General features: G+C 60.4%; 23 protein-coding genes and 1 tRNA gene. 14 read left to right on the top strand and 10 right to left on the bottom strand.

From position 1 onward, the window contains the following. Positions 1–30: 30 nt before the first annotated feature. The 3 genes from I6E52_RS04850 to I6E52_RS04840 form a co-directional block, all read right to left on the bottom strand. Entirely contained in the window at positions 31–1,665 is a 1,635-nt protein-coding gene (locus I6E52_RS04850; protein ID WP_197155272.1) for a cation acetate symporter, read from the bottom strand. Then, the gene (locus tag I6E52_RS04845; protein WP_231601767.1) at positions 1,662–2,054 is read right to left on the bottom strand and encodes a DUF485 domain-containing protein; all 393 of its coding nucleotides are present in this window, start codon (positions 2,052–2,054) and stop codon (positions 1,662–1,664) included. The genes I6E52_RS04850 and I6E52_RS04845 overlap by 4 nt, the downstream gene beginning before the upstream one ends. A gap of 64 nt (positions 2,055–2,118) precedes the next feature. Further along, on the bottom strand, positions 2,119–4,125 hold the full coding sequence (locus I6E52_RS04840; RefSeq protein WP_197155270.1) for an AMP-binding protein: 2,007 nt from the start codon (positions 4,123–4,125) through the stop codon (positions 2,119–2,121). Between the two features lie 119 nt (positions 4,126–4,244). On the opposite strand from I6E52_RS04840, the gene I6E52_RS04835 reads away from it, so the two are divergent. Together I6E52_RS04835 and I6E52_RS04830 are read left to right on the top strand one after the other, a co-directional pair. Further along, positions 4,245–5,099 carry a LuxR C-terminal-related transcriptional regulator gene (locus I6E52_RS04835; RefSeq protein WP_197155268.1) on the top strand — a complete coding sequence of 285 codons (855 nt, stop codon included), beginning with the start codon at positions 4,245–4,247 and terminating at the stop codon, positions 5,097–5,099. A 77-nt stretch (positions 5,100–5,176) separates the two neighbouring features. After that, a tRNA-Ala gene (locus I6E52_RS04830) sits at positions 5,177–5,252 on the top strand. 72 nt (positions 5,253–5,324) lie between these two features. Here I6E52_RS04830 and I6E52_RS04825 read toward each other — a convergent pair. Both I6E52_RS04825 and I6E52_RS04820 read right to left on the bottom strand, forming a co-directional pair. Further along, complete coding sequence (locus I6E52_RS04825) at positions 5,325–7,079, bottom strand: biotin carboxylase N-terminal domain-containing protein (RefSeq protein WP_197155267.1); 1,755 nt, start codon at positions 7,077–7,079, stop codon at positions 5,325–5,327. Positions 7,080–7,157: 78 nt separating this feature from the next. Continuing rightward, positions 7,158–7,802 carry a nucleoside triphosphate pyrophosphatase gene (locus tag I6E52_RS04820; protein WP_197155266.1) on the bottom strand — a complete coding sequence of 215 codons (645 nt, stop codon included), beginning with the start codon at positions 7,800–7,802 and terminating at the stop codon, positions 7,158–7,160. A gap of 21 nt (positions 7,803–7,823) precedes the next feature. On the opposite strand from I6E52_RS04820, the gene I6E52_RS04815 reads away from it, so the two are divergent. The 4 genes from I6E52_RS04815 to I6E52_RS04800 all read left to right on the top strand — a co-directional run bounded on the left by I6E52_RS04815 (position 7,824) and on the right by I6E52_RS04800 (position 12,173). Continuing rightward, entirely contained in the window at positions 7,824–9,056 is a 1,233-nt protein-coding gene (locus I6E52_RS04815) for a class I SAM-dependent RNA methyltransferase (protein ID WP_197155265.1), read from the top strand. An 81-nt stretch (positions 9,057–9,137) separates the two neighbouring features. After that, on the top strand, positions 9,138–9,848 hold the full coding sequence (locus I6E52_RS04810) for a response regulator (protein ID WP_197106218.1): 711 nt from the start codon (positions 9,138–9,140) through the stop codon (positions 9,846–9,848). Then, a complete protein-coding gene (locus tag I6E52_RS04805) occupies positions 9,838–11,127 on the top strand; it encodes a sensor histidine kinase (protein WP_197155264.1) in 1,290 nt (429 codons plus the stop codon). Before I6E52_RS04810 ends, I6E52_RS04805 begins: the two co-directional genes overlap by 11 nt. Next, complete coding sequence (locus I6E52_RS04800) at positions 11,124–12,173, top strand: hypothetical protein (RefSeq protein ID WP_307842392.1); 1,050 nt, start codon at positions 11,124–11,126, stop codon at positions 12,171–12,173. The genes I6E52_RS04805 and I6E52_RS04800 overlap by 4 nt, the downstream gene beginning before the upstream one ends. Positions 12,174–12,736: 563 nt before the next feature. On the opposite strand, the gene I6E52_RS14285 is transcribed toward I6E52_RS04800, so the two are convergent. Together I6E52_RS14285 and I6E52_RS04790 are read right to left on the bottom strand one after the other, a co-directional pair. After that, on the bottom strand, positions 12,737–12,973 hold the full coding sequence (locus tag I6E52_RS14285; RefSeq protein WP_197155263.1) for an acyl-CoA carboxylase epsilon subunit: 237 nt from the start codon (positions 12,971–12,973) through the stop codon (positions 12,737–12,739). Further along, the gene (locus tag I6E52_RS04790) at positions 12,970–14,541 is read right to left on the bottom strand and encodes an acyl-CoA carboxylase subunit beta (RefSeq protein WP_197156944.1); all 1,572 of its coding nucleotides are present in this window, start codon (positions 14,539–14,541) and stop codon (positions 12,970–12,972) included. The genes I6E52_RS14285 and I6E52_RS04790 overlap by 4 nt, the downstream gene beginning before the upstream one ends. 153 nt (positions 14,542–14,694) lie before the next feature. On the opposite strand from I6E52_RS04790, the gene I6E52_RS04785 reads away from it, so the two are divergent. From I6E52_RS04785 to I6E52_RS04775, 3 genes are all read left to right on the top strand, one after another. Continuing rightward, positions 14,695–15,471, top strand: coding sequence for a biotin--[acetyl-CoA-carboxylase] ligase (locus tag I6E52_RS04785; RefSeq protein WP_197155261.1), 777 nt, complete (start codon positions 14,695–14,697; stop codon positions 15,469–15,471). A 3-nt stretch (positions 15,472–15,474) separates the two neighbouring features. Next, positions 15,475–16,014 (top strand): PH domain-containing protein, encoded by a 540-nt coding sequence (locus tag I6E52_RS04780; protein WP_197155259.1) that lies wholly within the window; start codon positions 15,475–15,477, stop codon positions 16,012–16,014. An 84-nt stretch (positions 16,015–16,098) separates the two neighbouring features. After that, the gene (locus I6E52_RS04775) at positions 16,099–17,400 is read left to right on the top strand and encodes a UDP-glucose/GDP-mannose dehydrogenase family protein (RefSeq protein WP_197155257.1); all 1,302 of its coding nucleotides are present in this window, start codon (positions 16,099–16,101) and stop codon (positions 17,398–17,400) included. On the opposite strand, the gene I6E52_RS04770 is transcribed toward I6E52_RS04775, so the two are convergent. Further along, positions 17,299–17,904, bottom strand: coding sequence for a GtrA family protein (locus I6E52_RS04770; RefSeq protein WP_197155255.1), 606 nt, complete (start codon positions 17,902–17,904; stop codon positions 17,299–17,301). The genes I6E52_RS04775 and I6E52_RS04770 overlap by 102 nt on opposite strands. Before the next feature lie 103 nt (positions 17,905–18,007). Between I6E52_RS04770 and I6E52_RS04765 the strand changes: the two genes are divergently transcribed. From I6E52_RS04765 to I6E52_RS04755, 3 genes are all read left to right on the top strand, one after another. Then, a complete protein-coding gene (locus I6E52_RS04765) occupies positions 18,008–19,120 on the top strand; it encodes a 5-(carboxyamino)imidazole ribonucleotide synthase (protein WP_197155252.1) in 1,113 nt (370 codons plus the stop codon). Between the two features lie 72 nt (positions 19,121–19,192). Further along, entirely contained in the window at positions 19,193–19,687 is a 495-nt protein-coding gene (gene purE / locus I6E52_RS04760; protein WP_197123543.1) for a 5-(carboxyamino)imidazole ribonucleotide mutase, read from the top strand. Beyond that, positions 19,684–21,039 carry an LCP family protein gene (locus I6E52_RS04755; protein ID WP_307842391.1) on the top strand — a complete coding sequence of 452 codons (1,356 nt, stop codon included), beginning with the start codon at positions 19,684–19,686 and terminating at the stop codon, positions 21,037–21,039. Before purE ends, I6E52_RS04755 begins: the two co-directional genes overlap by 4 nt. Positions 21,040–21,071: 32 nt before the next feature. Here I6E52_RS04755 and I6E52_RS04750 read toward each other — a convergent pair whose 3' ends face one another. Together I6E52_RS04750 and I6E52_RS04745 are read right to left on the bottom strand one after the other, a co-directional pair. Beyond that, positions 21,072–22,229 carry a glycosyltransferase family 1 protein gene (locus I6E52_RS04750; RefSeq protein ID WP_231601765.1) on the bottom strand — a complete coding sequence of 386 codons (1,158 nt, stop codon included), beginning with the start codon at positions 22,227–22,229 and terminating at the stop codon, positions 21,072–21,074. A 16-nt stretch (positions 22,230–22,245) separates the two neighbouring features. Then, positions 22,246–24,216, bottom strand: a complete 1,971-nt coding sequence (locus I6E52_RS04745) for a DUF6541 family protein (protein WP_197155250.1) — start codon at positions 24,214–24,216, stop codon at positions 22,246–22,248. Between the two features lie 149 nt (positions 24,217–24,365). Between I6E52_RS04745 and I6E52_RS04740 the strand changes: the two genes are divergently transcribed. Further along, positions 24,366–25,322, top strand: coding sequence for a glycosyltransferase (locus I6E52_RS04740; RefSeq protein ID WP_197155248.1), 957 nt, complete (start codon positions 24,366–24,368; stop codon positions 25,320–25,322). Further along, positions 25,319–26,158 (top strand): glycosyltransferase, encoded by an 840-nt coding sequence (locus tag I6E52_RS04735; RefSeq protein WP_197155246.1) that lies wholly within the window; start codon positions 25,319–25,321, stop codon positions 26,156–26,158. Before I6E52_RS04740 ends, I6E52_RS04735 begins: the two co-directional genes overlap by 4 nt. Positions 26,159–26,161 lie beyond the last annotated feature (3 nt).

Here is a 26,161-nt window from a genome sequence, read left to right as displayed (position 1 = left end):
AATCTTCGCACTGCACGCCCCATCCTCGTTCTAGTGAGTTGTCGCCGCTTCAGCGCCGTGGCCACTGAGCGAACGCACATCCATCTCGGCAGCAAGCGCCGGGTCTTCTGTGCGAGACGACGTCACGGTTCCCAACCAGCCGAGAACGAACCCGAGCGGGATTGAAACGATGCCCGGATTCTGCAGGGGGAAGATCGCGAAGTTCACGCCTTCACCCAGCATCGACGTGGGGGTTCCGCTCATGACGGGAGAGAACACGATCAGCAGAACTGCTGCTGACAGGCCGCCAACCATGCTCCAGACGGCACCGCGCGTATTGAACCGCTTCCAGTACAGGGAGTACAGGATCGTCGGAAGGTTCGCGCTCGCGGCAACCGCGAAGGCGAGCGCCACGAGGAAGGCGATGTTCTGACCTTGAACACCAATACCTCCCGCGACGGCGAGAACACCGATCACGACGACAGTGCGACGCGCGATCTTGACCTCGGCATCCGGGTCTCCCTTGCCCTTCTTGATCACGTTGGAGTAGATGTCGTGAGCGAAGGATGCCGCTGCCGTGATCGTGAGCCCTGCCACGACCGCAAGGATCGTAGCGAACGCGATCGCGGAGACAAACCCCAGCAGCAATGGCCCGCCGAGTTCGAGCGCGAGTAGCGGAGCTGCGGAGTTCACTCCGCCGGGAGCATCCAGGATCGTTGCAGAACCTACCAAGGCTGCTGCACCGTAACCCAACACGAGGGTGAGGATGTAGAAGCCGCCGATGAGCCAAATCGCCCACACGACTGAGCGCCGTGCCTCTTTGGCGGTTGGCACCGTGTAGAAGCGCATGAGCACGTGAGGCAGGCCTGCCGTGCCCAGCACGAGGGCGAGCGACAGCGAGATGAAGTCGAGCGGATTCGCGCCGTACTTGAGCCCCGGCGCCAAAATAGCGTCAGCGGGCGTAGCCACGGAGTTGTCGACTGCGCTCTGCAGCACGCGCGACAGGTCGAAGCCATTGATGACAAGCACCCAGATGGCCATCGCGATTGCGGCACCCACGAGGAGGAACGCTTTCACGATCTGCACCCACGTGGTGCCCTTCATGCCGCCGATCAGCACGTACAAGATCATGAGGCCACCCACGATGGCGACGACGATTGATTGACCAACTTTGTCGTCGATGCCGAGGAGCAGCGAGACGAGGCCACCCGCTCCGGCCATTTGTGCCAGTAGATAGAAGAAGCACACCGCGAGCGTGGTTAGTGCGGCTGCCATTCTCACCGGACGCTGCTTCAGACGGAAGGAAAGAACATCCGCCATCGTGAATTTGCCGGTGTTGCGCATGAGCTCTGCCACCAACAGCAAGGCAACCAGCCAAGCCACCAAGAAGCCGATGGAGTACAAGAATCCGTCATAACCGTTGATAGCAATCGCGCCAACGATGCCGAGGAAGGACGCTGCTGAGAGGTAGTCTCCCGTGATCGCGAACCCATTTTGTGGACCGGTGAATGATCGCCCGCCCGCGTAGTAGTCTGCCGCCGTCGCATTGTTTCGACTGGCGCGAATCACGATAAACAGGGTGATTCCGACAAAGCCGATGAAGATCGAGATATTCAGAATCGGATTGCTTTGAGACTCAGCATCAACCGCCGCAGCGGCGGCCATGGCCAGGGTTGTGGCGATCATAGTGCTGACTCCTTTGCGGCGAGATCTGCTCTGATTTGGGCGGCGAGCGGATCTAGCCGCCGGTTAGCGAATGACACGTACATCATGGTGATCACGAACGTGCTGATGAACTGGCCAAAGCCCAACAACAGTCCGACATTGATGACGCCGAAGACGGGCGTCGCCATGAAGTCATGGGCGTAGGCCGCCAAAATCACGTAGGCGAAATACCAGACCAAGAAGAACACCGTGAGGGGAAACACAAACGAGCGGTGTCGCCGTTTGAGTTCGATAAATGCCGGCTCCTTCTCTTCATCTTGATAAATGAGCCCGGCGCGCACACTCGGCACATCGGTGGGGTCGCCGGGCGGGGACATCGCATTTTTAGTGGGGGAACTTTCATCAGACATTTGGGGCCTCCTTGCCACAAACAATTGAGAGGGGAACGGATGGTGGGGAATCGTGAAGCGGGAACTACTGCGAGCGAGTGCGTCCGGCAGCGGTGTAGAGCGCATCGAGCACCGTGACGTCTTCGATCGTGGGAGGGATGCGCACGTCTTCGCCGTCGAAGATCTGGCGAATGGTTTTACGAAGAATCTTGCCCGACCGTGTCTTGGGCAGCCGCTCGACCACCATCACGTCCCGGAAGGCAGCGACCGGGCCGATCACCTCGCGCACGAGCGCCACAAGTTCGATGGCGAGATCATGCTCAAGGCGATTGCGGCCGTGCTTCATCGTGATGAACCCTGCAGCGCGCTGGCCTTTGAGCTCATCGTGCAGCCCGAGAACAGCGCATTCGGCCACATCCGGATGCTGAGAAATTACTTCTTCGAGCGACCCTGTCGAGAGGCGGTGCCCGGCCACGTTGATGACGTCATCGGTGCGGCCCATGACGAAGAGGTAGCCCTCGTCATCGAAGTAGCCGGCGTCACCGGTGGCGTAGTAGCCGGGAAACTCTTCGAGGTAGGAACTAGCGAACCGTTCCGGGCTTCCCCAGAGTCCGATGAGGGCGCCGGGAGGGAGCGGCAACTGGATGGCGATGTTTCCCTCGGTGCCCGGCTTCGTCACATCGTTGCCATTGGCATCGAGGATGCGGGGGAGGAAGCCTGGCATCGGCACGCCCGTTGAGCCGGCCTTGGAGGGCAGTTGCTGCACACCGCGCGGATTGGCGCAGATTGGCCACCCAGTCTCGGTCTGCCACCAGTGGTCAATGATGGGAACGCGGATGCCGTCATTGGCCCAGTGCCAGGTCTCGGTATCGAGACGCTCGCCCGCCAAATACACCGCTTGCAGGCTGGACGTGTCGTATTTGCCCAGCTCGTCGAGCGCGGGGTCTTCGCGGCGGATCGCGCGCAGCGCCGTCGGTGCCGTGTAGAGCACATCAACCGCGTAGTCCTGGATGATGCGCCAGAACGTTCCGGCGTCGGGGGTGCCAATGGGTTTTCCTTCGTACAGCACGGTGGCCGCGCCAGCCAGCAGCGGACCATAGACGATGAAGGAATGGCCGACGACCCAGCCGACATCCGACGCCGTGAAGATCGTGCTGTCGTTTCCCACGCCGTAGATATGAGTCATAGCCCACTGCAGAGCGACGGCGTAACCGCCGGTGTCCCGCACGACACCCTTGGGGCTGCCGGTGGTGCCCGAGGTATAAAGAATGTAGAGCGGGTCGTGGGCGTGCATCTCCACAGCGTCGGCAGGGAGCGCGGCCGCTTCGAGGTCATCCCAATCGAGCCAAGCGACATCTAGCGAGCCACCGCTCGTGGCGCCGGTGGCGTACTCGGCGATATCGCCATTAACCTGCGGACGGTCTTTGACGACGACGTAGCGCACGCTCCCCGTGCTCAAGGCAATGGCCTGATGCACGATCGGCAGGTATTCCACTTGGCGTGACGGCTCGAGGCCACCGGTCGCCGTTACGATCACGGATGGCGTGGCGTCGTTGATTCGTACGGCCAGTTCGTTGGCGGCGAAACCTCCGAAGACGACGGAGTGGATGGCGCCGATGCGGGCACACGCGAGCATCGCCACTACGGCCTCGGAAATCATCGGGAGGTAGATCAAGACGCGATCGCCAACACCGACGCCGAGTTCGTGAAGTGCGCCGGCGAATTTGCGAACGCGTTCGAGGAGCTCGGCATAGGTGAGAGTTTTCTGCTCACCCGTCATCGCGGAGTCAGTGATGAGGGCGGGGTTGTTTCCTCGGCCGGCGGCGACGTGCCGGTCGAGGGCGTTGGCACTCATGTTGAGCGTTCCGTCGGCGAACCAGCACCCTTGCGCTGTTCCGGGCTCGTGGGCCGGCGAGGGGGAGGACAGCGTCGGTGGGGTGATCCAGTCAACGCGCGCTGCTTGCTCAAGCCAGAAACCGTGGGGATCGTGGGTGGCCTGGTCCTGAATTTCGGCGAAAGAACCGCTCTGCTGGCGCACGCGTGCGGCCGTGTTCTGAGCAGAGACTCGCTCTAGCGAAGGGGCATCTGACATCAATTTCTCCTTTGAAATGCTTGATGTGGATTCTCAGTGGGGGCTGAAGAATCCCGTGCTAGCCTCAGATTACGGAGGGGCGTACCGAACGTAATACCCCCGAAAGTTGGGAATCCGCAATGACGCAGATGTCTGAACCAAGTGACTTCGAATTGATCCAGCAGGCCACTCGCGAGATCGCCGCGAGCACTGGCTTCAGCCTGTCGTTTGGCGGTCTCACCTCGGGCATAGAGCTCACCGTCAGTGCCTTCAGCGGTGCTCGCACTGGCAACCTCGATGGGCTCAAGGTGCGGCGAGAGCGTGGGCTTGGTGGGTTGGCTATGGCGCAACGCAGCCCGCGGTTTACGCGTGATTACGAGCATTCGGCTGACATTACTCACGACTATGACGGCGCTGTGTTGGGCGAAGGAGTTGTCTCGCTTTTGGCGATTCCGATCATTGCCGGAGGAACACTGCGCGGGTTGATTTATGCCGGATCACACTCTCTCGTCGAGCCAGATACGGCTGCGGCTCGACCGGCGGTGGCGATCGCTACCGCACTCGGAAACGAGCTCGCCATTCGGGATGAGGTTACCCGTCGAATGGTGGCATTGCGGTCGAATCAGGGTGGGGGATTGTCTCCGGTCGCGGAGGAGCACCTGAGGGAGCAGTTTGCGCAGCTGCGCCAGCTTGCGGCGACGGTCTCGGACCGCGATGTGAGGCAGAAGCTCCACGAGATCGGGCGCGGACTTTCGCAAGCGGTGTGTGGCGGTCGCGACGACGCACTTGCCCGATCGACGGTGCAACTTTCGCCTCGAGAGACGGATGTGCTTTCGTGCGTGGCGCTTGGCTACAGCAACGCTCGAACGGCTGCTCTTCTCTCGCTCACCGAACAAACGGTTAAGGGATACCTCGGTAGCGCCATGAAGAAGCTCGATGCGTCGTCACGTTTTACGGCAGTCTCGACCGCGCGCAAGCTTGGACTGATGCCGTAATCCTTGCGGCGTGCCGCGGCGCGTGAAGTCAGGTGCCGCATGATGTTTCCTGAGTGATATCGTTGGGTTTGCAGTACGGGCCCTTGGCGCAGTTGGTAGCGCGCCTCGTTCGCATCGAGGAGGTCAGGAGTTCAAATCTCCTAGGGTCCACCAACTGTAAAGGCCGCACAGCCTGTCGTCATGACGGGCGGTGCGGCCTTCTTTACGTTGTGGGGTCAGCCGGGCCTAGTCTGCGATGTTCAGGAGCAAATGACCCGATGACACCGTGAGGCCGACGGTAGCGTTCATCGTTGCGATAACGCCGTCTTTGTGAGCAACGAGCGGCTGCTCCATCTTCATGGCTTCAAGCACAAGGATGAGGTCGCCCTTGACGACCTTGTCGCCCTCGGCAACCGCGACCTTCACGATCGTCGCCTGCATCGGTGCCTTCACCGAGTCGCCGGTGATGGTGTTGACGCTGGATGCTGCCCGACGCTTCGGAGCGGCCGAGAGGGTTGCGCCGGTCGAGGTGCTCGGGACGAGTTTCGAGGGCAGATTCACCTCGACGCGCTTGCCGTTGACCTCAACGACCACGTTGTGGCGGGCTACGACGGGCGTCTCGTCAGCGAGTGATCCGGTCCACGGCTCAATGTCGTTGTCGAAGTCGGTTTCGATCCAGCGTGTGTAAATGCTGAACGGTTCGCTCGTGAAGGCAGGATCGCGAACGATCTTGCGGTGGAACGGAAGAACGGTGGGAAGACCAGCAACCTCGAATTCGTCGAGCGCGCGGCGTGAACGCTCAAGGGCATCCTCCCGGCTGGAACCGGTAACAATGAGCTTGGCGAGCAGCGAGTCAAAGGCGCCGCTGATCTCGTCGCCCGTCGTGACACCACTATCAACACGGATGCCGGGGCCGCCGGGAACGCGCAGAACGTGCACGGGGCCGGGAGAGGGCATGAAGTTGAGTCCGGCATCCTCACCGTTGATGCGGAACTCGAAGGAGTGACCGCGCGGGATGGGGTCGTCGTAGTCAAGCACGCCGCCCTCGGCGATGCGGAACTGCTCCCGTACGAGGTCGATGCCGGTGACTTCTTCGGAGACGGGGTGTTCGACCTGGAGACGAGTGTTTACTTCGAGGAACGAGATTGTGCCGTCCTTGGCGACCAAGAATTCACAGGTTCCGGCACCGAGGTAGCCGACCTCGCGCAGGATCGCTTTGGATGACTCGTAGAGTTCTTTGTTCTGCTCGTCGGTGAGGAACGGGGCCGGGGCTTCTTCCACAAGCTTCTGGTGGCGACGCTGCAGGGAGCAGTCGCGGGTGGAGATCACGACGACGTTGCCGTGAGCATCCGCAAGACACTGAGTTTCAACGTGACGGGGCTGGTCGAGGTACTTCTCCACGAAGCATTCGCCGCGACCGAACGCGGCAACAGCCTCACGAGTGGCGGAATCGAACAACTCGGGGATTTCTTCGCGAGTGCGTGCAACCTTGAGGCCACGGCCGCCACCGCCGAATGCTGCCTTGATAGCAACGGGAAGACCGTGAAGATCAACGAAGTCAAGAACTTCTGCCGCGCCCGAAACCGGGTTGAGCGTGCCGGGAGCGAGAGGGGCTCCCACCTTTTCCGCGATGTGGCGGGCCGAAACCTTGTCGCCCAGTTTCTCGATTGCTTCAGGAGACGGGCCAATCCAGATGATGCCAGCGTCGATGACAGCGCGAGCAAACTCGGCGTTCTCGGCCAAAAAACCATAACCAGGGTGAATGGCGTCAGCGCCAGAGCGGCGCGCGATCGACAGGATCTTGTCGATAACGAGGTACGTTTCAGCACTCGTCGAGCCGTCGAGGGCATAAGCCTCGTCCGCGAGCTTCACGTGCCGGGCATCCCTATCTTGGTCGGCGTAGACCGCCACAGAACCGATGCCACTGTCTTTAGCCGCGCGGATAACGCGAACGGCGATCTCTCCGCGGTTGGCGATGAGTACCTTCGTAATACGAGCCATAGTGACCTAGCTTATGGGGATGTCGGCCGAAGCCTTGGGCGGAAGCGCACAAAAAAAGAGGGCAAGCACTGTGAATGCCTACAGGGACGGCCGATCGATGTTCCAGAGCTCAGTCCACTCGGCGTCGAATTCCCGCATGAGTTGACGCACCAACGACACCGAAAGCCCCACGACGGCGTGCGGATCGCCTTCGATGCTCTCGATAAAGGCCGCGCCGAGACTGTCAATCGTGAACGAGCCCGCGACTTTCAACGGCTCGCCCGTGGCGACATACGCATCGATTTCAGAATCAGTGATGTTGGAGGCGAAACTCACGCTGGCGCTCGAGACGGCACCGGTGGCTCCTTGCACCTCGCCGCCGCGGTGGTCAATGAGCCAGTGGCCGGAGTGCAACACTCCGGTGCGACCCCGCTGTGCGAGCCAGCGCTGCCGCGCAATCTCGGGTTCGTGCGGCTTTCCGAATAATTCGCCATCCAATTCGAACGCGGAATCACCGCCGAGAATGAAGCCGTCGATGGGGGCACCGTTCACGAGGGCGCCAACAACGGCTTCAGCCTTGGCACGCGCCAACAACTCAACAAGCGCGGGGCCGTCAAGGGGACCAGGAGCGGCGGCAGCCACCGCGTCTTCGTCAACGCCAGAGGCCAAAAGTACGGGGTCGACACCAGCCGCGCGCAGCGTGGCCAGACGCGCGGGAGAGGTCGAAGCAAGATAAAGGCGCACAAAGGCTCCTATGCTCAAGGGATGGGTGAATTGCTTGGCCGAATGATCGAAGTAGACGTTACCAACATTGCGCACGGGGGTGTCAGTGTGGCGCGGCACGATGGTCGTGTCGTTTTCGTCTCCGACGCGATCCCGGGTGAACGCGTGCAAGCGCGCATCACAGACGACAACAAGAAGTCGTTCTGGCGCGCCGAAACGGTGAAGGTCATCACGCCGAGTGAGCACCGCCAAGAGCATGTGTGGTCAGCCGCGAGTGTTGACCGCGACCCCGACAATCGCGCCGGTGGCGCCGAGTTTGGCCACATCGAGCTCGGTCATCAGCGTGTGCTCAAGGCACAGATTCTCAACGAATCGCTCGAGCGCATGGCAAAAGTCTCGCTCGCTCCTCTCGTCGAAGCAGTGCCGGGTGACGATGAACGCAAGGGACTCGGATGGCGCACCCGCGTCAGCCTGCACGTCGACGAACACGGCAATATCGGTCCGTTTGCGGCTCGTTCCCACCGTGTGATTTCTGTCGCCGATCTTCCTTTGGCAACCCCCGAACTCTCTGCCGGAGCACCGCTCGGCGAGAACTTCGATGGGTTCGAGCGCGTGGACATCCTGAACCCCAGCTCGGGCGGCGTTCGCCTGATTATGGGCAAGCAGAAGCCGCAGGTCATTACCGAGACGGTAGGGGAGCGCGAATTCACGTTGCTCGATTCCGGGTTCTGGCAAGTGCACCACGGCGCCGCCGCGATGCTGACGTCTGCCGTGCAAGACGCTATTGATCCCGCACTGTTTGACCCCGCGGCATCCAACCTCGATTTGTATGGAGGAGTGGGACTCTTCGCAGCGGCAGTGGGGGACAAGTTTGGTCCAGCAACCAAGATCACCACGGTGGAAGCGGAGTCGTCGGCCACCGACCACGCCGCCAATAACCTCTCGGAATGGTTGGGCGCTCATGCCGAAACAGGCCGCGTTGACCGTTGGCTGCGCCAGCACCTGAAGGAAGCAACTGCTGTTGAGCGTGACCGTCTAGAGCGTTCAACGATCATTCTTGACCCGCCTCGTTCTGGCGCGGGCCGGGAAGTTGTCGACCTCGTTGCCAAGGCGCGCCCCGCGCAGATCGTTTATGTGGCGTGCGACCCCGTTGCTTTTGCGCGGGATGTTGCCTTCTTCTCCGAGCGCGGCTACGAGCTCTCAGGAGTTCGAGCATTCGATCTCTTCCCGCACACTCACCATGTCGAGGCTGTGGGAACGTTCACACGTAAATAGCTCAGTGTGTTGGGGTGACAAAGCCGCATGTTCGCGCTCTCTCGCACTACTATGGGGGACAGAAACTCAGGAGGACGCCACATGGCCCAGACAGAACCATCCGGGACAGAAACGCCCAGTGAGAGTGCCCAGCGCAAAATCACCGTCGCTGTTGTCGATGACCACGAATCAGTCCGATTGGGACTCAAGGCTGCCTTTATTGATGAGGGATACGACTTCGTTCTCGCCGCAGCAACCGTGAAAGAACTTGTAGAGGGCCTCAACGGCCGTGAAGTTGATGTCGTTGTGCTCGACCTGTCGCTCGGTGATGGCTCGACCGTCACCGACAACGTCAAAAACGTTCAGGCTACCGGCTCTGCTGTGCTGGTGCACAGCATCGCTGACCGCGTCGCCAGCGTGCGAGAGGCACTTGCCGCCGGAGCTGCCGGAGTGATCCCTAAATCGTCAGCCACCAAGACCGTGCTCGCAGCAGCGGCTACCGTCGCCCGCGGCGAGGTGCTCAACAACCTTGAGTGGGCCACCGCTATCGACGCCGACCGTGACTTCTCCAAGGCACAGCTTGGTCGCCGTGAACGTGAAATCTTGCACCTCTACGCTTCGGGTCTCCCACTCAAGCTTGCCGCCCAGCAGCTGGGAATCGGCTACTCAACCGCCCGCGAATACCTTGACCGTATTCGTGTGAAGTATGTCGAGGTCGGACGCCCAGCGCCCACCAAGGTCGACCTCTTGCGCCGCGCAGTCGAAGACGGCATCCTGCCCGGACTCGACTCTGAAGGCGGCGATGGCCACTAGCCTGGCTGTGGCGCGACCGGCGCCGACGGTAAAGCAGCCGCGAAACCCGATCAGCCGCAAACAGGTTGAGCGGGTTATTTCGCGCTCCGTAGCGGTCATCGGTCTGGTCTTTGGCGCCCAAACGCTCCCGTGGCTCTTGGGCCAAGCGGGCGAAGCGCAGCCGTGGTGGTTGATGATCTTTGTTCCGGCGTTGTTCGGAATGCTCATCGTGGTTGTCGTTGCCTCGTTTGCCAACAAAGCCGTGCGATTCATGCACGGCACCTTCGCGGTTGTTTACTTTCTTGCGCTGCTGAGTTGGCCGTTCACGGTCATCCCTGGCGTCGAAGTTTTTAGTGGAATTCACTGGCTGAACTACCTCATCACGGTAGCGACAGCGATGGCCGCGATTGCGTTCAACAGGGTGCTCGCAACCATCTACCTTTTTGCTGCGCCGCTGGTGTACCTCATCGTGCGCATCCTCCCGGTGGGCGGCGGTGCCCCGTGGCAGCTTGCTGTACTCGAAACGTTCTATGCCCTCATTCTCGGCAGTGCGATCATGATCATCGTCACGATGCTTCGGCAGGCAGCATCCAACGTTGACAGTGCTCAAGCAACCGCGCTGCTCCGGTACGGAAACGCGGTTCGCCAACACGCGACTGAAGTCGAACGCGTGCAGGTTGACTCGATCGTGCACGACAGCGTGCTCACAACCCTGATTTCCGCCGCTCGCGCCTACACGCCAGAAGCCGAAAGGCTGGCCGCGGTCATGGCGGGCAACGCTATAGGCCACTTGCGGGAAGCGGCCGCAACGTCGCCTGACGACATCTCTACTGTGCAAGCCACCGATCTTGCACAGCGGGTTATTACTTCTGCAGAGTTGCTCGCGTCGAACTTCACGTGTGCTGTGCGCAGCGTCGGAGCACGCTCGCTTCCTGTGGTCGCGGCAGAAGCGGTGCACTCCGCTGCCGTGCAGGCGATGATGAACAGCATTCAGCACGCGGGTGCTTCAGATACTCAACGCAGCGTCGAGGTTCGCGGTCTCGAAGGCAACGGCATCGAAATTCTTGTCACCGATACCGGAGCGGGATTCGATTTGGACTCCGTGCCGCAAGAACGCTTGGGCGTGCGAGTGTCGATTGTGGAGCGAGTCGCCAACGCTGGCGGTCGAACCGCAATCGCCTCAGTGCCTGGTGCGGGAACTCAAATCTGTATCCAGTGGCCGCACGGCAATCGCAGCGACGAGATAAACACTGAAAGTGTGCGCACTATCAGGAACGACGCCGAGGGGGATGATCTGTGAATATCGGAGTTCCTCGTTACCTAATCGTCGGCATGGCTGCGCTCTTCTCGGCGTACCACATCGTCTTGGCGAACTACACGATTGATATCCCTGACCGACCCGGTCCGATCTATGTTGCGATGGTTCTTTACGGCATCGCAACGGTTGTCAGCCTGGTGCCGTGGGGCCCCGTGCGAATGCCGATCTGGATGGCGACCTTCAACTTCGCCACGGTCGTTGCGATCTCACTGCTCGTCGCAAATGAGCTCGACTTCACGCGTGAGGGCGGCACGGGCTATGCAACGTGGTACGTGGCCGCCAGCGGAACTCTGCTCACCATTACCTCGACCCGTGGGCGCCACACCTTCGCCTGGTTGGGTATCGGATTCCTTGTCGCGCATACCTTCAGCCTCGGTCCCGTAGGACCAGCAGGCCTCTTTAGTTTGGGCATCGTCGGAAGTGCATCATGGGTGGCCGTCTCTCACGTTCTCTCGAGCGGGCTGGCAAAGGCATCCAAGGATGCTCAGCGGTTTGTGCTTGCTGAGCAGGAAGCAACCGATTGGCAAGCCGCGCAGGATGCTCACGTTCATGAGCGACAGTTCCGGCTTGAGCAGACGGGAATGATGGCGCTTGAGATGCTCGAACGCATCCAAGAGACCGACGGTGATTTATCGGATGCCGAACGCCGCGAGTGCTTGAACCTTGAAGGAGCTATCCGCGACGAGATTCGCGGGCGCAAGCTTCTCAACGATGCCGTGCGCGATCAGGTCATGATCGCTCGCCGTCGCGGTGCGACTGTCACTCTTCTTGACGAGGGGGGAATTGACGACCTCTCTGACGAAGATCTCGATCGGGTGCTCAACCGTCTCGCGCAGGCGATCCAATCAACCAGCGCCGACAAAGTGATTGCTCGCACTGTTCCTGAAGGGTCGGATGTCGCGATCACGGTCGTCGGGCTACACAGCGCCGGCGATGGCGAATCCAGCGCTCTCGGCCAAGACTCTCTCGAAGAGGATGTCGTCGACATCTGGCTCGAGATTCCTCGCGTCGACAGCGTCAGCGTTTAACCGCTCTGCTTGCGCCCTACAGGCGTCGCAGACGTTGCGCGTTGCTTGGGTGCGCCCAAGGGCGCCTGAGGCGCTAGAGCCCCGCTGGCGGGTTCGCGGTGCGCTCTGAAGGGTGCTGGAGTGAGTCGCTGTTCGACCCGGCAGGCGAACGTTGGCTGAACCTGCACGGACGGGCCACACGCCGAGCGCAGCCCGCAGGCGGGTTAAAGGCGGAAGGACCGGAGTGGCTATAAGAAGCACTTCTCCGGTCCTTCGCTAGAACCCGGATCAGGACGATAACCCGAATATCGTCCTGATCCGCCCCCAAAGAATTGGCCCGCTTACCCTAGTCGGCCAACCTTTGGCGGTGTAACTCCTATGGAGATCCACCTAGCAGTTAATATTCTGCATCATGCAAACAACTAACAAAGTCGGTTTTTAGGGGGACTCTCGGGGGACAATTCGTGAATTCAGGTGAAAAAGTAGCCCTAATCTACAGTTTTCGACGAATTCCGCACCCCGCGAACGGGGTACGACTACGAAACCACATGTTTTCGTCGAAACACGGCGCAAAAGCACCGTTGCTAGCGGCGAGCGCTCGCATTCCAAGCCCCAGGACCGCGAGAGAGCGGTTGCCGAATCGGTCGTTGGCTGCGGGCCCACGCCGTGATCGGGGCCGTTTCATCGGCTCCCGCAAGTTCTGCTGACTCCAGCAGGGCAGCCCGCACGACGGCCGTAACCGCCGCGACCTCGTCAGCAGAGACATTGGCGGAAACGATGCGGATGTCTGCAGGCTCCTCCTGCCTGTGCTTGCCGTTCACAGTGGAATGTTTCCGTGCTTCTTGGGCGGCATGCTCGCGCGCTTGGTGCGCAGAGCCCGCAACGCCTTCACAACCTGTACACGAGTAGCAGCGGGCTCAATAACGCCGTCGAGCTCGCCGCGCTCTGCCGCGAGGAACGGGCTGGCAACGTTGTAGGTGTATTCGTTGGCGAGGCGAGTGCGCACGGCTGCGACATCCTCACCGGCGGCCTCGGCTGCCTTGATCTCACCGCGGTACAGGATGTTGACGGCGCCTTGGCCGCCCATGACGGCGATCTCAGCAGTCGGCCACGCATAGTTGAGGTCGGCGCCCAACTGCTTGGATCCCATAACGATGTAGGCCCCGCCGTACGCCTTGCGAGTGATGACGGTGACGAGAGGCACAGTTGCTTCGGCGTAGGCGTAGAGGAGCTTGGCGCCACGACGGATAACACCGGTCCACTCCTGGTCGGTGCCCGGCAGGTAGCCGGGAACATCGACGAGAGTGAGAATCGGGATGCTGAACGCGTCGCAGAAACGCACGAAGCGTGACGCTTTTTCGCCGGCCTCGATATTGAGGGTTCCCGCCATTGCCTGCGGCTGGTTGGCGACGATGCCCACCGAGCGACCTTCAACGCGACCGAAGCCGACCACAATGTTGGGGGCGAAGAGAGGCTGAGTCTCGAGGAAGTCGCCGTTGTCGACGATGTGTTCGATGATCGTCTTCACGTCGTAGGGCTGGTTGGGGCTGTCGGGGATGATCGAGTTGAGTTTGCGATCCTCATCCGTAATTTCGAGCTCAACTTCACTCTCGTAGACGGGAGCATCCGACATGTTGTTGTCGGGCAGGAAGCCCACGAGCGTGCGGGCGTAGTCGAGGGCATCCTCTTCATCGCTGGCAAGGTAGTGGGCAACACCCGAAACCTTGTTGTGGGTGAGCGCGCCGCCGAGCTCTTCCATGCCGACGTCTTCACCGGTAACGGTCTTGATGACGTCGGGGCCGGTCACGAACATTTGGCTCGTCTTATCGACCATGATCACAAAGTCGGTGAGCGCGGGGGAGTACACGGCGCCACCGGCAGCCGGGCCCATGATGATCGAGATCTGCGGGATGACACCCGAAGCTTGGGTATTGCGGCGGAAGATTTCGCCGTACTTGCCGAGAGCAACAACGCCCTCCTGAATGCGGGCTCCACCGGAGTCGAGCATGCCGATGATGGGAACACCCGTCTTCATCGCGTGGTCCATGACTTTGATGATCTTCTCGCCGGCGACCTCGCCCAACGAACCACCGAAGATGGTGAAGTCTTGAGCGTAAACCGCAACCTGGCGACCGTGGATCGTGCCAACGCCCGTCACAACAGCGTCACCGTAGGGACGCTTCTTTTCCATGCCGAAGGCGTGGGTGCGGTGGCGAACAAACTCGTCGAGCTCCACAAACGAGCCGTGGTCGAGCAACTGCTCGATGCGCTCGCGGGCGGTCATCTTGCCCTTAGCGTGCTGCTTTTCAATCGCCGCGTCGCCACTGGCCGTCACGGCCTCGTGATAGCGGTTCTTAAGATCGGCGATCCGGCCGGCGGTCGTGAACATGTCTGGAGTCGAGTTGTCTTCGGTCACTGTGTCACTTTACCCACCCATCCACCGCTTGTGGGGTTGGCGGAACCCACAAGTTTCAGGCCGGTTTCATTGAGGAAACACTAGAGACGGCATCTCTGGGGTGCTGCAGCGCTCTACGCTTAAGCGATGCACTTGCCATTGAGTACCGCCGTTCTGCCGCTGCTTGAGCACGTCGATGAAATCGGCTCGACGAACAAGGAGCTCCTCACGCGCGCAGCTCGGGGGGATGCCGAACATCTGTCAGCGCTCGTGACCACCAATCAGACGGCGGGTCGCGGACGCTTGGGGCGGGAATGGGTGGCGCCTGCAGGTAAAACATTCGCCGTTTCCGTGCTCGTCGCACCCGAGGGTGCCCCCATTGAAGCTCTGTCGTGGATGCCGCTCATTGGCGGATTGGCGATGGCACGCGCCGTGCGCAGCCTCGTCACCGACCGCGAGGTCACCCTCAAGTGGCCCAATGACGTTCAGATCGAAGGCCTGAAGGTGTCGGGATTGCTTTCTGAACTCGTGGCGGGCGGCACAGGAGTGGTCGTGGGGGCGGGATTGAACCTCACGATCGAGCGCGACGAGCTCCCGACATCCGTTTCCACCTCTCTCGCTCTGGAAGGGGCCGAGCCCGGCCTTGATGAGGCGCTGAGCCGGTACCTCACCGAGCTCACGCACCTTATGACCCAGTTCAGCGCTGCTGGACTTGATGCAGTGCCCAGCGGAATCGCGGATGCCGTTCGAGCTGAGTGCGGAACTATCGGTCGTCGTGTGCGGGTCGAGCTGCCCGGCGGCGCCCGAATCTTTGGAACCGCCGAAACCGTCGACGACCGGGGCCAACTCGTGGTTAACGACGATGCGAACGGGCTCCGGCAGCACGTCGCGGCAGGCGACGTCACTCACCTGCGGTATGAATGATCTATGCCGAATGAGATGAGCGTTCAGCGCGAGGCCATTGTTGCCCGCGTTCGCTCTCACGCGCGCGCGCTGACTTTCCCAGGAATCGTCTTTGTGGCGACAGCGGGAGCGCTCGGCTATTTCTTTGGTAGTTTCCCGGAGAATTGGCAGAACCTTGCTCTTCTCACCGCCGGGCTGCTCGTCATCATTGTCGCGTGGTTCTTGCCCTTCTTCGGCTGGCTTGCCCGCAACTACACGATCACGACGCGTCGCGTGGTGCTCTCCAGCGGTGTCTTCGTGCGCATCCGCCAAGAGCTGCTGCACAGTCGCGGCTACGACGTCACCGTGCGTCAATCCTGGGTTCAGCGGATGTTCGGCAGCGGCGATCTGCTGATCAACGCCGGCCACGATCACCCCGTGGTACTGCGTGATATTCCCTCGGTCTCCCTTACTCAAGCAGCGCTGCACGATCTCATGGAGAACAACCAAAACGTGGTTTCGCTGCGTCGGCAGCGCGAAGAATCGCAGGCGTCAGACGAGACCACCGTGTGGGGAACACGCTAAAACGCACCCTCGCAGAGAACGCTCTCGCGGCATCCGCTTGGGCAATTTACTCGGCGTCAACTCTCATCAGATAGGGTGCGCAACGTGAAGATCTCAGTTATCGGATGCGGGTACCTCGGTGCCGTCCACGCCTCATCTCTCGCAAAGCTCGGCCATGAGGTCGTTGGTATCGACATTGATGCGGCGAAAGTCGCACTGTTGTCGTCGGCGCACGCGCCGTTTTATGAACCGGGGTTGCCCGAATTGCTCGCCGAAACGCTCGCCGCGGGCACGCTCAGCTTTACTACCGACATGAGCCTGGCCGAGGGGGCGACGGTGCATTTCATTGCGGTCGGTACTCCGCAACAAGCCGACTCGAACGCTGCCGACTTGCGCTTTGTCGAAGCTGCATTCGACGCGATTATTCCGCATCTCACGGAGGGCGACGTCGTTGTTGGCAAGTCCACGGTGCCTGTGGGCACAGCGGAGCGCCTTGCTGTTCGAATCGAGGCCGTTGGCGCTCATCTGGCGTGGAACCCTGAGTTCTTGCGCGAAGGCTACGCGGTGAAGGACACCATCAGTCCTGACCGTCTCGTATATGGGGTCCGCCCCGAAGACACGCACTCTGTCTCTGCTCTTGACGAGGTTTACGCCACCGTCTTGGCCCAGAACATCCCGCGGGTTGTCACCGACTACGCGACATCTGAACTCGTCAAGGTCGCAGCGAACGCGTTTCTCGCCACCAAAATTTCGTTCATCAATGCCATGGCAGAAGTGGCTGAAGTCACGGGTGCCGACGTTACGCAACTCGCGGATGCCATCGGCTACGACCAGCGCATCGGTCGTCGTTTCTTGAACGCCGGTCTCGGTTTCGGCGGCGGCTGTCTCCCCAAGGACATCCGCGCTTTCATGGCTCGTGCCTCAGAGCTCGGTGCTGGCGATGCCCTGAGCTTCTTGGGCGAGGTCGACGCGATTAATCTTCGCCGACGCGAACGCATGGTTGACCTGTGCCGCGAGGTGCTTGGCGGGACCATCGAGGGCGCGCGGGTGGCTGTGTTGGGTCTCGCTTTCAAACCTGACTCTGACGACGTTCGGGATTCGCCAGCGCTCGACGTGGCGGCGCGACTTGCAGAGCTTGGGGCTCACGTTCGCGCGACTGACCCGCAGGCGATCGAGACGTCGCGGCGGCTACGTCCTGGACTCGATTACGTCACCACGGTCGAAGAAGCGGCGAAGGATGCCGATGTTGTCCTCGTGCTCACCGAATGGCGCGAGTACCGTGCCATTGATCCGAGCACGCTGGACTCAATCGTTTCGGTGCGCGCGATCCTCGACGGGCGAAACTGCCTGGACCCGGTGCAGTGGCGAGAGGCCGGCTGGACTTATCGCGCGCTCGGTCGTCCCTAGCGCGGCACCGGTTGTGGCAGCGGCTGCCGCGACACCGACGGTTGTGGCAGCGGCTGCAGTCGTGGACAGCTCGTCGTTGAGAGGCTCTTGCACAAAGACCCACGTGCGGTATCCCCAAAAACGGAAGACGGTGCCGAGAACAAGCCCGATCACGTTGCTGGAGATATTGTCGGCTAACAGCGAAGTGAAGCCGAGCACGTAATGCGATACGACGAGGCAGCTCAGACCAATCAGAATGCCGCCGAGGCTCACTAGCCCGAATTTGAGGCCTTCGCGAACAGGATGTTGAAGCTTGGTGCGTCGAAAAGTCCAGTAACGATTGCCGAGCCAATTGGCGACGATGGCGACCGCAGTGGATGCGACCTTGGCGAGTACTGGTCCCTCATGCAGAACTTCGGGCGCGAGGATTGTGGTGCGCAAAATGTTGAAGATGACGACGTCGATCACGAGGCCAACGCTGCCAACGAGCCCGAAGCGGCTCAACTGGGTAATGAGTAAACGCACGAATCCGCCCGGTCGATAAGCAAAGATAGAAGAAGCGGTGAAATTCTAGCTGCGAAATCTTGCGCAATCCTGAAAATCAGTCAGCGCTAACTCTGGAGAGATCATGTCAGTAAAAGTCGGTGTAATCGGTGGAGGCCAATTGGCCCGCATGATGATTCCTCCTGCTCTCAATTTAGGCATCGACATTCGAGTGCTTGCTGAAGCCGAAGGATCTCCGGCCAATCTGGCCGCGACGGCTGTCGGCGACTACCGTTCCATCGCGCAGGTGCTCGCTTTCGCGCGACAAGTTGATGTCGTGACATTCGACCATGAGCACGTTCCTCAGGATGTATTGAAGGCACTGGTTGCTGACGGCATAGCCGTGCATCCTGGCCCCCATGCGTTGCTTTTTGCCCAAGACAAACTGCAGATGCGCGAACGCCTCGCGGAATTGGGTTTGCCAATGCCGGACTGGGCGCGGGTCGCCAGTGTGGGCGACGTAGACGACTTTCTTGCGGCACACAACGGGGTGGGTGTTCTCAAGACTCCTCGCGGCGGCTATGACGGCAAGGGCGTTCTGATCGTGCGCGCAGGCGCGGAGGCCGCACAGTGGCTGACTGATGGTGAGCTCTTGATCGAAGAGCTCGTCGACTTCCGCCGTGAATTGGCGCAGTCCGTTGCCCGCAACCCTTCGGGTGACGTTGCCTTGTGGCCCGTGGTGGAGAGCATCCAGCGCAATAGCGTGTGTGCCGAGGTAGTGGCGCCGGCTCCGGAACTGAGCACAGCTCTTGCGGAGCAGGCTGGGTCGATTGCCCGCACTATCGCTGAAGGTCTCGACGTCACCGGAGTGCTCGCCGTCGAACTATTCGAAACCAGCGATGGTCGAATCCTCATTAATGAGCTTGCGATGCGTCCGCACAACACGGGCCATTGGAGCATCGATGGATGCCAGACAAGCCAGTTCGAACAGCACCTTCGTGCGGTGCTCGACCTTCCGCTCGGAGCCACTGCGGCACGCGACGAGTGGTCGGTAATGGTGAACATTTTGGGTGGTCCGGTCGGGCAAGAAATGCATGAGCGGATTGCCGCGGCAACCGTGGCTTCGCCGGCGATCAAAATTCACGACTATTCGAAGCAGTCGCGACCTGGCCGCAAGGTGGGGCACGTCACGGCGTCGGGCGCAGATCTTGATTCTGTGCGCAGCGCTGCTCGGGCTGCCGCTGCAGAGTTCGAGTAATTTCTCCCGTGCACCATTAGTGCGCCGTGTGTTGAAGGCAACTCCTCGGGAGCAGGAAGATAGTATCCTCCTATGTCTTCACCGCTCGTTTCGATTGTCATGGGATCAGATTCCGACTGGTCCGTGATGAAGGGTGCAGCCGATATCGTGGCTGAGTTCGACGTCTCTTACGAGGTCGAAGTCGTGTCTGCCCACCGCACCCCTGAACGAATGATCGAATTTGGCAGGCAGGCGGCGTCGCGCGGCGTGCGAGTGATCATTGCGGGAGCCGGTGGCGCTGCCCATCTTCCTGGCATGGTGGCCTCGGTGACGACTTTGCCTGTAGTGGGTGTTCCTGTTCCGTTGGCGAAGCTCGACGGTCTTGATTCGTTGCTCTCTATCGTGCAGATGCCCGCGGGCATCCCCGTCGCGACGGTCTCGATCGGCGGCGCTACCAACGCTGGCCTCCTCGCGCTGCGCATTATTGGTGCAACTGATGCTGCTGTAGCGACGAAGCTCGAAGATTATGCACGCGGTCTCGAGGCGATGGTCGCCGACAAGAACGCTGCTTTACAGCTGCTGCTGTGAGCACAACATCCTCGCTGCGGGCGCCCGATTTGGGTTCCGCGCCAACGATGACCCGCCGTGCATGGTGGCTGGTCGCGCTGAACGTTTTCGTTCCCGGTTCAGCCCAAATCCTGGCGGGTAGTCGCAAGCTTGGTCGTTTTGCGGTTGTTGTTACAGCGCTGTTGTGGACGCTGGCGATTCTTGCATTCGTTTTGTTTTTTTGGTTTCGCGAACTCTTCCTCGCTGCGGTCACCAACGCTTTTGTTCTCGCGGTCATCGAAGTGGTGCTGATTGCTTACGTGATTCTGTGGATTGTTCTCGCGGTGGATTCGCTGCGTCTTGCCCAAGTAAAGAGAGCCAGCGTCGGTGCGCGCCCGTTTGTGGTGGCATTCTCACTCATCGCTTTAGTCGCCTATTCCGGTGTGGCGGTGGCCGCGGTCAACATCGTTGACTCCGCGCGGTCAACTATCACCGAGGTTTTCACGAGCGCGGATTACGCACCACCGACTGATGGCCGTTACAACATCCTGCTTCTTGGCGGGGATGCTGGGCCCGATCGGCTTGGCCTTCGTCCAGACAGCATTTCGATTGCCAGCGTCGATGCAGAGACGGGGGAAACCACCCTCATCGGTATCCCTCGCAACCTCGAGTTCATCCCGTTCGTTGAGGGTTCTCCGTTGTATCAGGATTTCCCCTCGGGCTATGACTGCGGCGATGACTGCTTGATCAGTTACCTCTACACCTACGGTGAAGAGCATCCTGAGTTGTATCCGGATGCTGAAGCGAATGCTAGTTCGGCCGGCGTTGAGGCGATGCGCGACGCTGTTGAGGGAGTCACAGGGCTCGACCTGCAGTACTACGTGCTGATCGATATGCAGGGTTTTGATGATCTCATTGATGCGCTCGGCGGGGTGCTGATCAATGTGACGGAACGCCAACCAATCGGCGGCGATGAAGATCAGTATGGTCAGCCCATCAACGTTGATGGCTGGGTTGAGGTTGGCGAACGAGTGCTTGGAGGGTATGAAGCGCTTTGGTACGCCCGCGCACGACACGGTTCAAATGACTATGACCGGATGCTCCGTCAGCGTGAGGTGCAGGAAGCTATCCTGCGGCAGTTCGAACCAGCAAACATTTTGACAAAGTTCCGTACGGTCGCGGATGCGGGCAAACAGGTAGTAACAACAGATATCCCGTCAGTAATGCTCGGCCTGTTTACTGAACTTGCCAGCGGCGCGCAAGGTTTCCCGATTGCGACGCTGGAGCTGTCGCCGCCGACGATTGACGTGGGTAACCCCGACTACGAACTCATCCGTGAACTCGTCGCGGAATCAGTCGTTGGCACTCCGGATGCCGAGAGCGAGTCCGAGTAGCCGCTTACCAGTGCAGGGCTGAGTGTGCCGACTTACAGGTCGGCATGTAGTTGCCACACTTTATCGGCGGCGGCTCGCCACGTGAATACGTGTGAGCGGTCGAGGCCGCGAAAACCGAGCTGGCGCTCGAGTTCGCTGTCGTTAGCAACCGAGGCAAGAGCTTGGGCAAGCCGTTCGGAGTAGGTTTCTGCGCTTTCCCGGGCAACCGCAATTCCTGCGTCTGCACTGAGCTCGACGACAGCGGCGGCATCAGAATGCACAACGGGGGTACCGAGCGAGAACGCTTCAAGAACAGGAAGGCTGAAGCCTTCTGAACTGTCGGGGTGGGCGAAGATGGTGGCACTGTTGAGGGCAACGGCAAGATCGTTGTCGTCGAGCGCCCCGAGGTAGCGAACGCGTTCTGAGCTGAGGCCGGCGGCGGCGATAGTGCTGGCAATGTCTCTCTCGCCCCAGGCGGGCGGTCCCGAGATGAGCAAGGGGATGTCCGGTGCATCAGGGTGTGCCATTGCTTGGATGAGTGCATCCAGCCGGGTGTGAGGAGCGAGTGTTCCTGTGGCCAAAATGTAGCGTTCGGGAAGTTCCAGAGCGAGTGCACGAGCGTGCGCATTGAAAGGTTGTTTCACCCGTTCGGTTGCTGCGCCTGGGATGACGCGCACTCGCTCGCCAAAGTTCATGATGTCCTTGAGCTCATCGGCAACGGAATGGCTCGTAACCACAATCGCATCCGCATATTTGAATGCTCGTTTGGCCATGGCCTTGTTCCAGGCGACCTGTCGCGTGCTCATGGATTCAGGGCTGGTCCAAGCGAGAATATCGTGGACAGTGACCACGGTTTGCGTACCAACGTCATTAACCCGGTCGTGGCGGGAGAGGGGTGCGAACAAGCTCGGAGAGTGGATAAGGCCTTTGCCAGACATGCGCGTTGCGGGGATGCTTGTCACGCCATGCTGCCACGCACGCGTGAGGGCGTCGTGCCCTAAGCGCAGGGTGGTCAGTTCCGCAAGGCCGGGGAAGGTCTCCTCGATCTTTGCGGAGCTGGTGCTGTTGTTAGAGACGATGCCGGCGACTTCACAGTTCGGGGGCGCGCTGACAATGAGCTGCTTGATCAGTTCTTCGGAGTAGCGACGCAGATTACGCGATGCGGGCGCGGCTATGTCATCGAGGACTACACGCAGGGTGGTCATCGCCATAAGGTTCCTTTGTCTGTTATTCGCACGCGGTGATTTTGTATAGTCCCACGTCACCGCTCGTATAGAGCGGCTCTACCGCGTCGGAGCTCGCAAGTCGAGTGAGTCCGTCAAAGTCGTGTGCGTCTCCGTGAATCTCGCGCGTACCGAAATCTAATGCATACCCCACTTCGAGGGTCGCAAGAGCATCACACACGCTAGTGTAACGATCGGCATCGCGAAGGTGTTCGCCGATGAGGCGGGATTCTGCGGTATCGAATCCGCCGACGTGCGGAAGCATAGCTTCACGGTCGGAGATGGCGTAGACAAGCCCGGCTCCTGTCCAGGGGTTTCCGGCGACTATGGCACCTTCGGGAACGTAATCAGCGACGTGGTTCAGCACGTCTAGTTCGTCCTCTGTCAGCAGCGGAGCTTCTTTGACAGGTTCTTCGGCGACGACATACTGGCTGCGGGCTTCAACGGTCGCGATGTGCAGCGAGTAGCCCTGTGTCGCGAGGAGCACAACCACGACGGTAACGATGGCGAGCCTGCGCTGGTGGCGGCCCTCGCTGTTTGTCGTGGCGGTGATGATGAGCTGCGGCGCGCGTGTACGAATTGTGTCGTAGATCACCACAAGGCCGAGTGTGGCCAGCGGGAGCGCGACGACCGGCATCACGGCAGCAAGGCGGTAGCTGTCGCCGTACCACGTGCCGACAAGTAGTGACTGCAGAAGCGAGTGAGGCATTGCGGCTGCGGCGATATAGAGCACTCCGACGAGTGCAAAGTTGAAGAGCAGCCAATAGTTTTGGGGACGGCGGCGGAGTTGTAGCGCACCGATGACGACCAGGACCGTGGCAACGACGGCGATAGGAAGCCCGGTGGTGGCATTCGTGAGCACCTCGCCCAGAGCTTGAGCTGCGGTCTCGGTCGGTTCCCACACGACACTGACTCGAACGATGAGCCAAGCGGCGATGTAGACAATCAGTACGGCGATGGTGGCGGCAATGAGCACCCGTATCGTGGCCGGTGCAGCGTTGGCTGCTGTGAGTCTCTTATAGCTGCGGCGAGCGCCGACCACCACGATCACGCTGCTGAGGGCGACGAATACCATCGCGGCGCCGGGATGGGCGAGGGCGATTCCGGGGATGACGCCGAGTAGGGCAAACCACGCACGAGAGTTACGCATTTCGGGGTGGTTGCTCATGCCGACGGCGATTACCGCGAAGGCGAGCGCTGCAGGCAGAAGGCTAATGCCGAGAAGGTAGGGGTAGAGAACGCCGAAGTCGATAAGCCTGTAGGGGAATGCTCCGAAAGCGGCGGACAGCACTCCAGCACCGACGATCGCGATCGCACGGGGTCCAAGAATGGTTCGTGCAAGAAAGACGCAGCCGAGCGGCCAGTAGATGGCACCGATGAGAATGGAGACGAGGTTGATCGCGACAGGGATGCTGACGCCAGTGGTGCTTGCGATGGCTGCGGTGATGGCATGCCAGCCCGCCGGGTAGAAGGTGCCGGATTGCGGGTTGTCGATGTTGAGACCACCGAGGCTGAGCGATGATGCGTTACCGGTGTCGAGCACATAGCGCAGGGCGTTGAGATGAAAAATATTGTCGTAGGTTTGCGAAATATTTTCGGGATCGCCAAACGCAACGATGAATCGAATAGTAATGATGAGGGCTGCAACGCCGGTGCCGAGTGCGGCCCACGCGAGCAGTCGCACGGGTGGGTGCTGAAACGCTGGTCGGGGGCGCAGTCGGTGCCACAGCATCCGGAACAAGACGACGATGACGCACAGCGCTGCGGTCGTCATCCCAATGGGTAGAAGGCCCCAGGGGATCCCAGCAAATGGTGCGGCGATGGAGGCCAGCGTGATGGTCGTCACGGAGAACGCTGGCGCGGAGCCAAGTAACGCCATTCCGCGCAATCCGAGCAGCAACGACAACAGCAGCCCAGGGGCGATTCCAATCGTCACTACAACGAAGAACGCCGGGATGGCATCCCACCAGCTCACTGGAGCCCTCCGATGGGTGATTTGTCGCTGTTCACTGGGCAATCCTATCTTCAGGATGAAGAGGCGGCCTGTAAAGTGTGCAGCGTGCGCACCTCGTCTACAGTGAGTGTTGCCCTTCCATTCGCGACAGTGAGATCGAGATACCAAAAATGCCGCAGATTTCCCGTGTAGTGGCGGTGGTAGTGGCGTTTAACCGGCGCGAACTTCTCATGGAAGCTCTCACTGCCCTGTCGACACAGTCTCGTGCCCTTGATGCCATTGTTGTTGTTGATAATGCGTCGGATGATGGCTCCGGCGACGCGGTTCGCGCGAACTTTCCCGACATCGATCTGGTCACCTTGGATCGCAACACTGGCGGCGCTGGCGGCTTCGCTGCCGGTATGGCGCACGCGCTGAAGGTTCACGACCCGACGTGGTTATGGCTGATGGATGACGACACTATTCCTACCGCGTCAGCGGCAGCCGAATTATTGTCGGCCGTCGAAGCGCAACCGGGCGTATCAATCGCCGGTTCTCGGGTGATCTGGACCGATGGTAGAGACCATCCCATGAACACTCCGCGGGAAAAGCCGTTCGTCTCACAGGCAGAACGTGCGGCAGCAGTGCAGGCTGGCACGCTAGCCGTGCGCAGTTCATCTTTCGTCTCAATGTTCGTTTCGGCGTCAGCAGTTCGACAAGCGGGATTGCCGGTAGCTGATTACTTCATCTGGAATGATGACTTCGAATTCTCCACACGAGTGTTGCGCGATAGCCTCGGAATCTTTGTGCCTGCCAGTGTTGTGGTGCACAAGACGAAGCTGCTTGGATCCACCGACCTCGACCCGGGGGAGCGGTTCTTCTTCGAGGTGCGTAATAAGGTGTGGCTCATGCGCTACTCCCGAGGCCTGAAGGCGTGGGAGAAGGCGATGTACGGGGCGTCCAGCATCCGACGGTGGATTCGTACGATTCGGCGCTCGCAGCAGCGCCCCGTGCTGTGGAGCGGGCTGCGTCGCGGGTTGAGCGAGGGATCGCGCACGCGTCCGAAGTCGAATGAGTCTTATTTTGCTGACCTGACGGTGGTTGCCGATGCCGTTGCGCAGGTTGAGGCAGCGAGGGATCGCGCGTGACCACCGCTGAGCACAACTTCTCTTTGCTCTTGCCTGTGTATTCGGGTGATAAGCCAAGTTTCTTGGAGCGTGCGTTTCGCAGTTGTGTCGATGACCAGACGCTGCCTCCCACTGAGGTGGTGATAGTTCAGGATGGCCCAGTGTCTGCTGAACTCTCTGCGATGATGCAGCAGTTGATCGCAGCATCGACGGTCCCGACCACGCTATTGGTGTTGAAACACAATCGTGGTTTGGCGCGTGCCCTTGAGGCAGGCTTGGCTCAGTGCAATTTCGACGTCGTGGCCCGAATGGATGCCGACGACGTTTCGTTGCCGACCCGCTTTGAGAAACAGCGGGTAGCAATCGCGGGTGGGCTCGACCTAGTGGGCACTGCGATGTTCGAGTTCGCCGAGGACGATGGTTCTGTCATCGGCAAGCGAATTCCCCCTCAGGGTCAAGAGGCGATCGCACGCTATTCGCGTTTTCATGATCCGTTCAATCATCCGACCGTGATGTATCGCCGTTCCGCGGTGAAAGCGGCGGGTGGCTATATCGATGTGGGCCTCATGGAGGACTACTGGTTGTTTGCGCGCATGATTGATGCGGGTGCTCGGGTGGAGAATCTGCAGGAGGCTCTCTTGATGTACCGCGTGAGCGCTGGCGCGTACACTCGGCGTGGCGGGCTCGGCCAGCTATCGGCGGAGTTGCGTTTGCAAAGGGAGTTTAGAAGGCTGGGCTTCACCACCCCGTTGCAAAATGTTCGTAATGTGATTGTGCGCGGGGGTTACCGTCTGGTGCCCGTCGCGATTCGTCGTATCGCTTACCGTCGGTTTATTGCCCGCGGCTTCCACTCATAAAGG

Origin of the sequence: Salinibacterium sp. NG253, from assembly GCF_015864945.1 — a bacterium.
Lineage (GTDB): Bacteria > Actinomycetota > Actinomycetes > Actinomycetales > Microbacteriaceae > Rhodoglobus.
The sequence above is the reverse complement of the archived record's forward strand: the minus strand, read 5'-3'. Positions and strand labels throughout refer to the sequence as shown.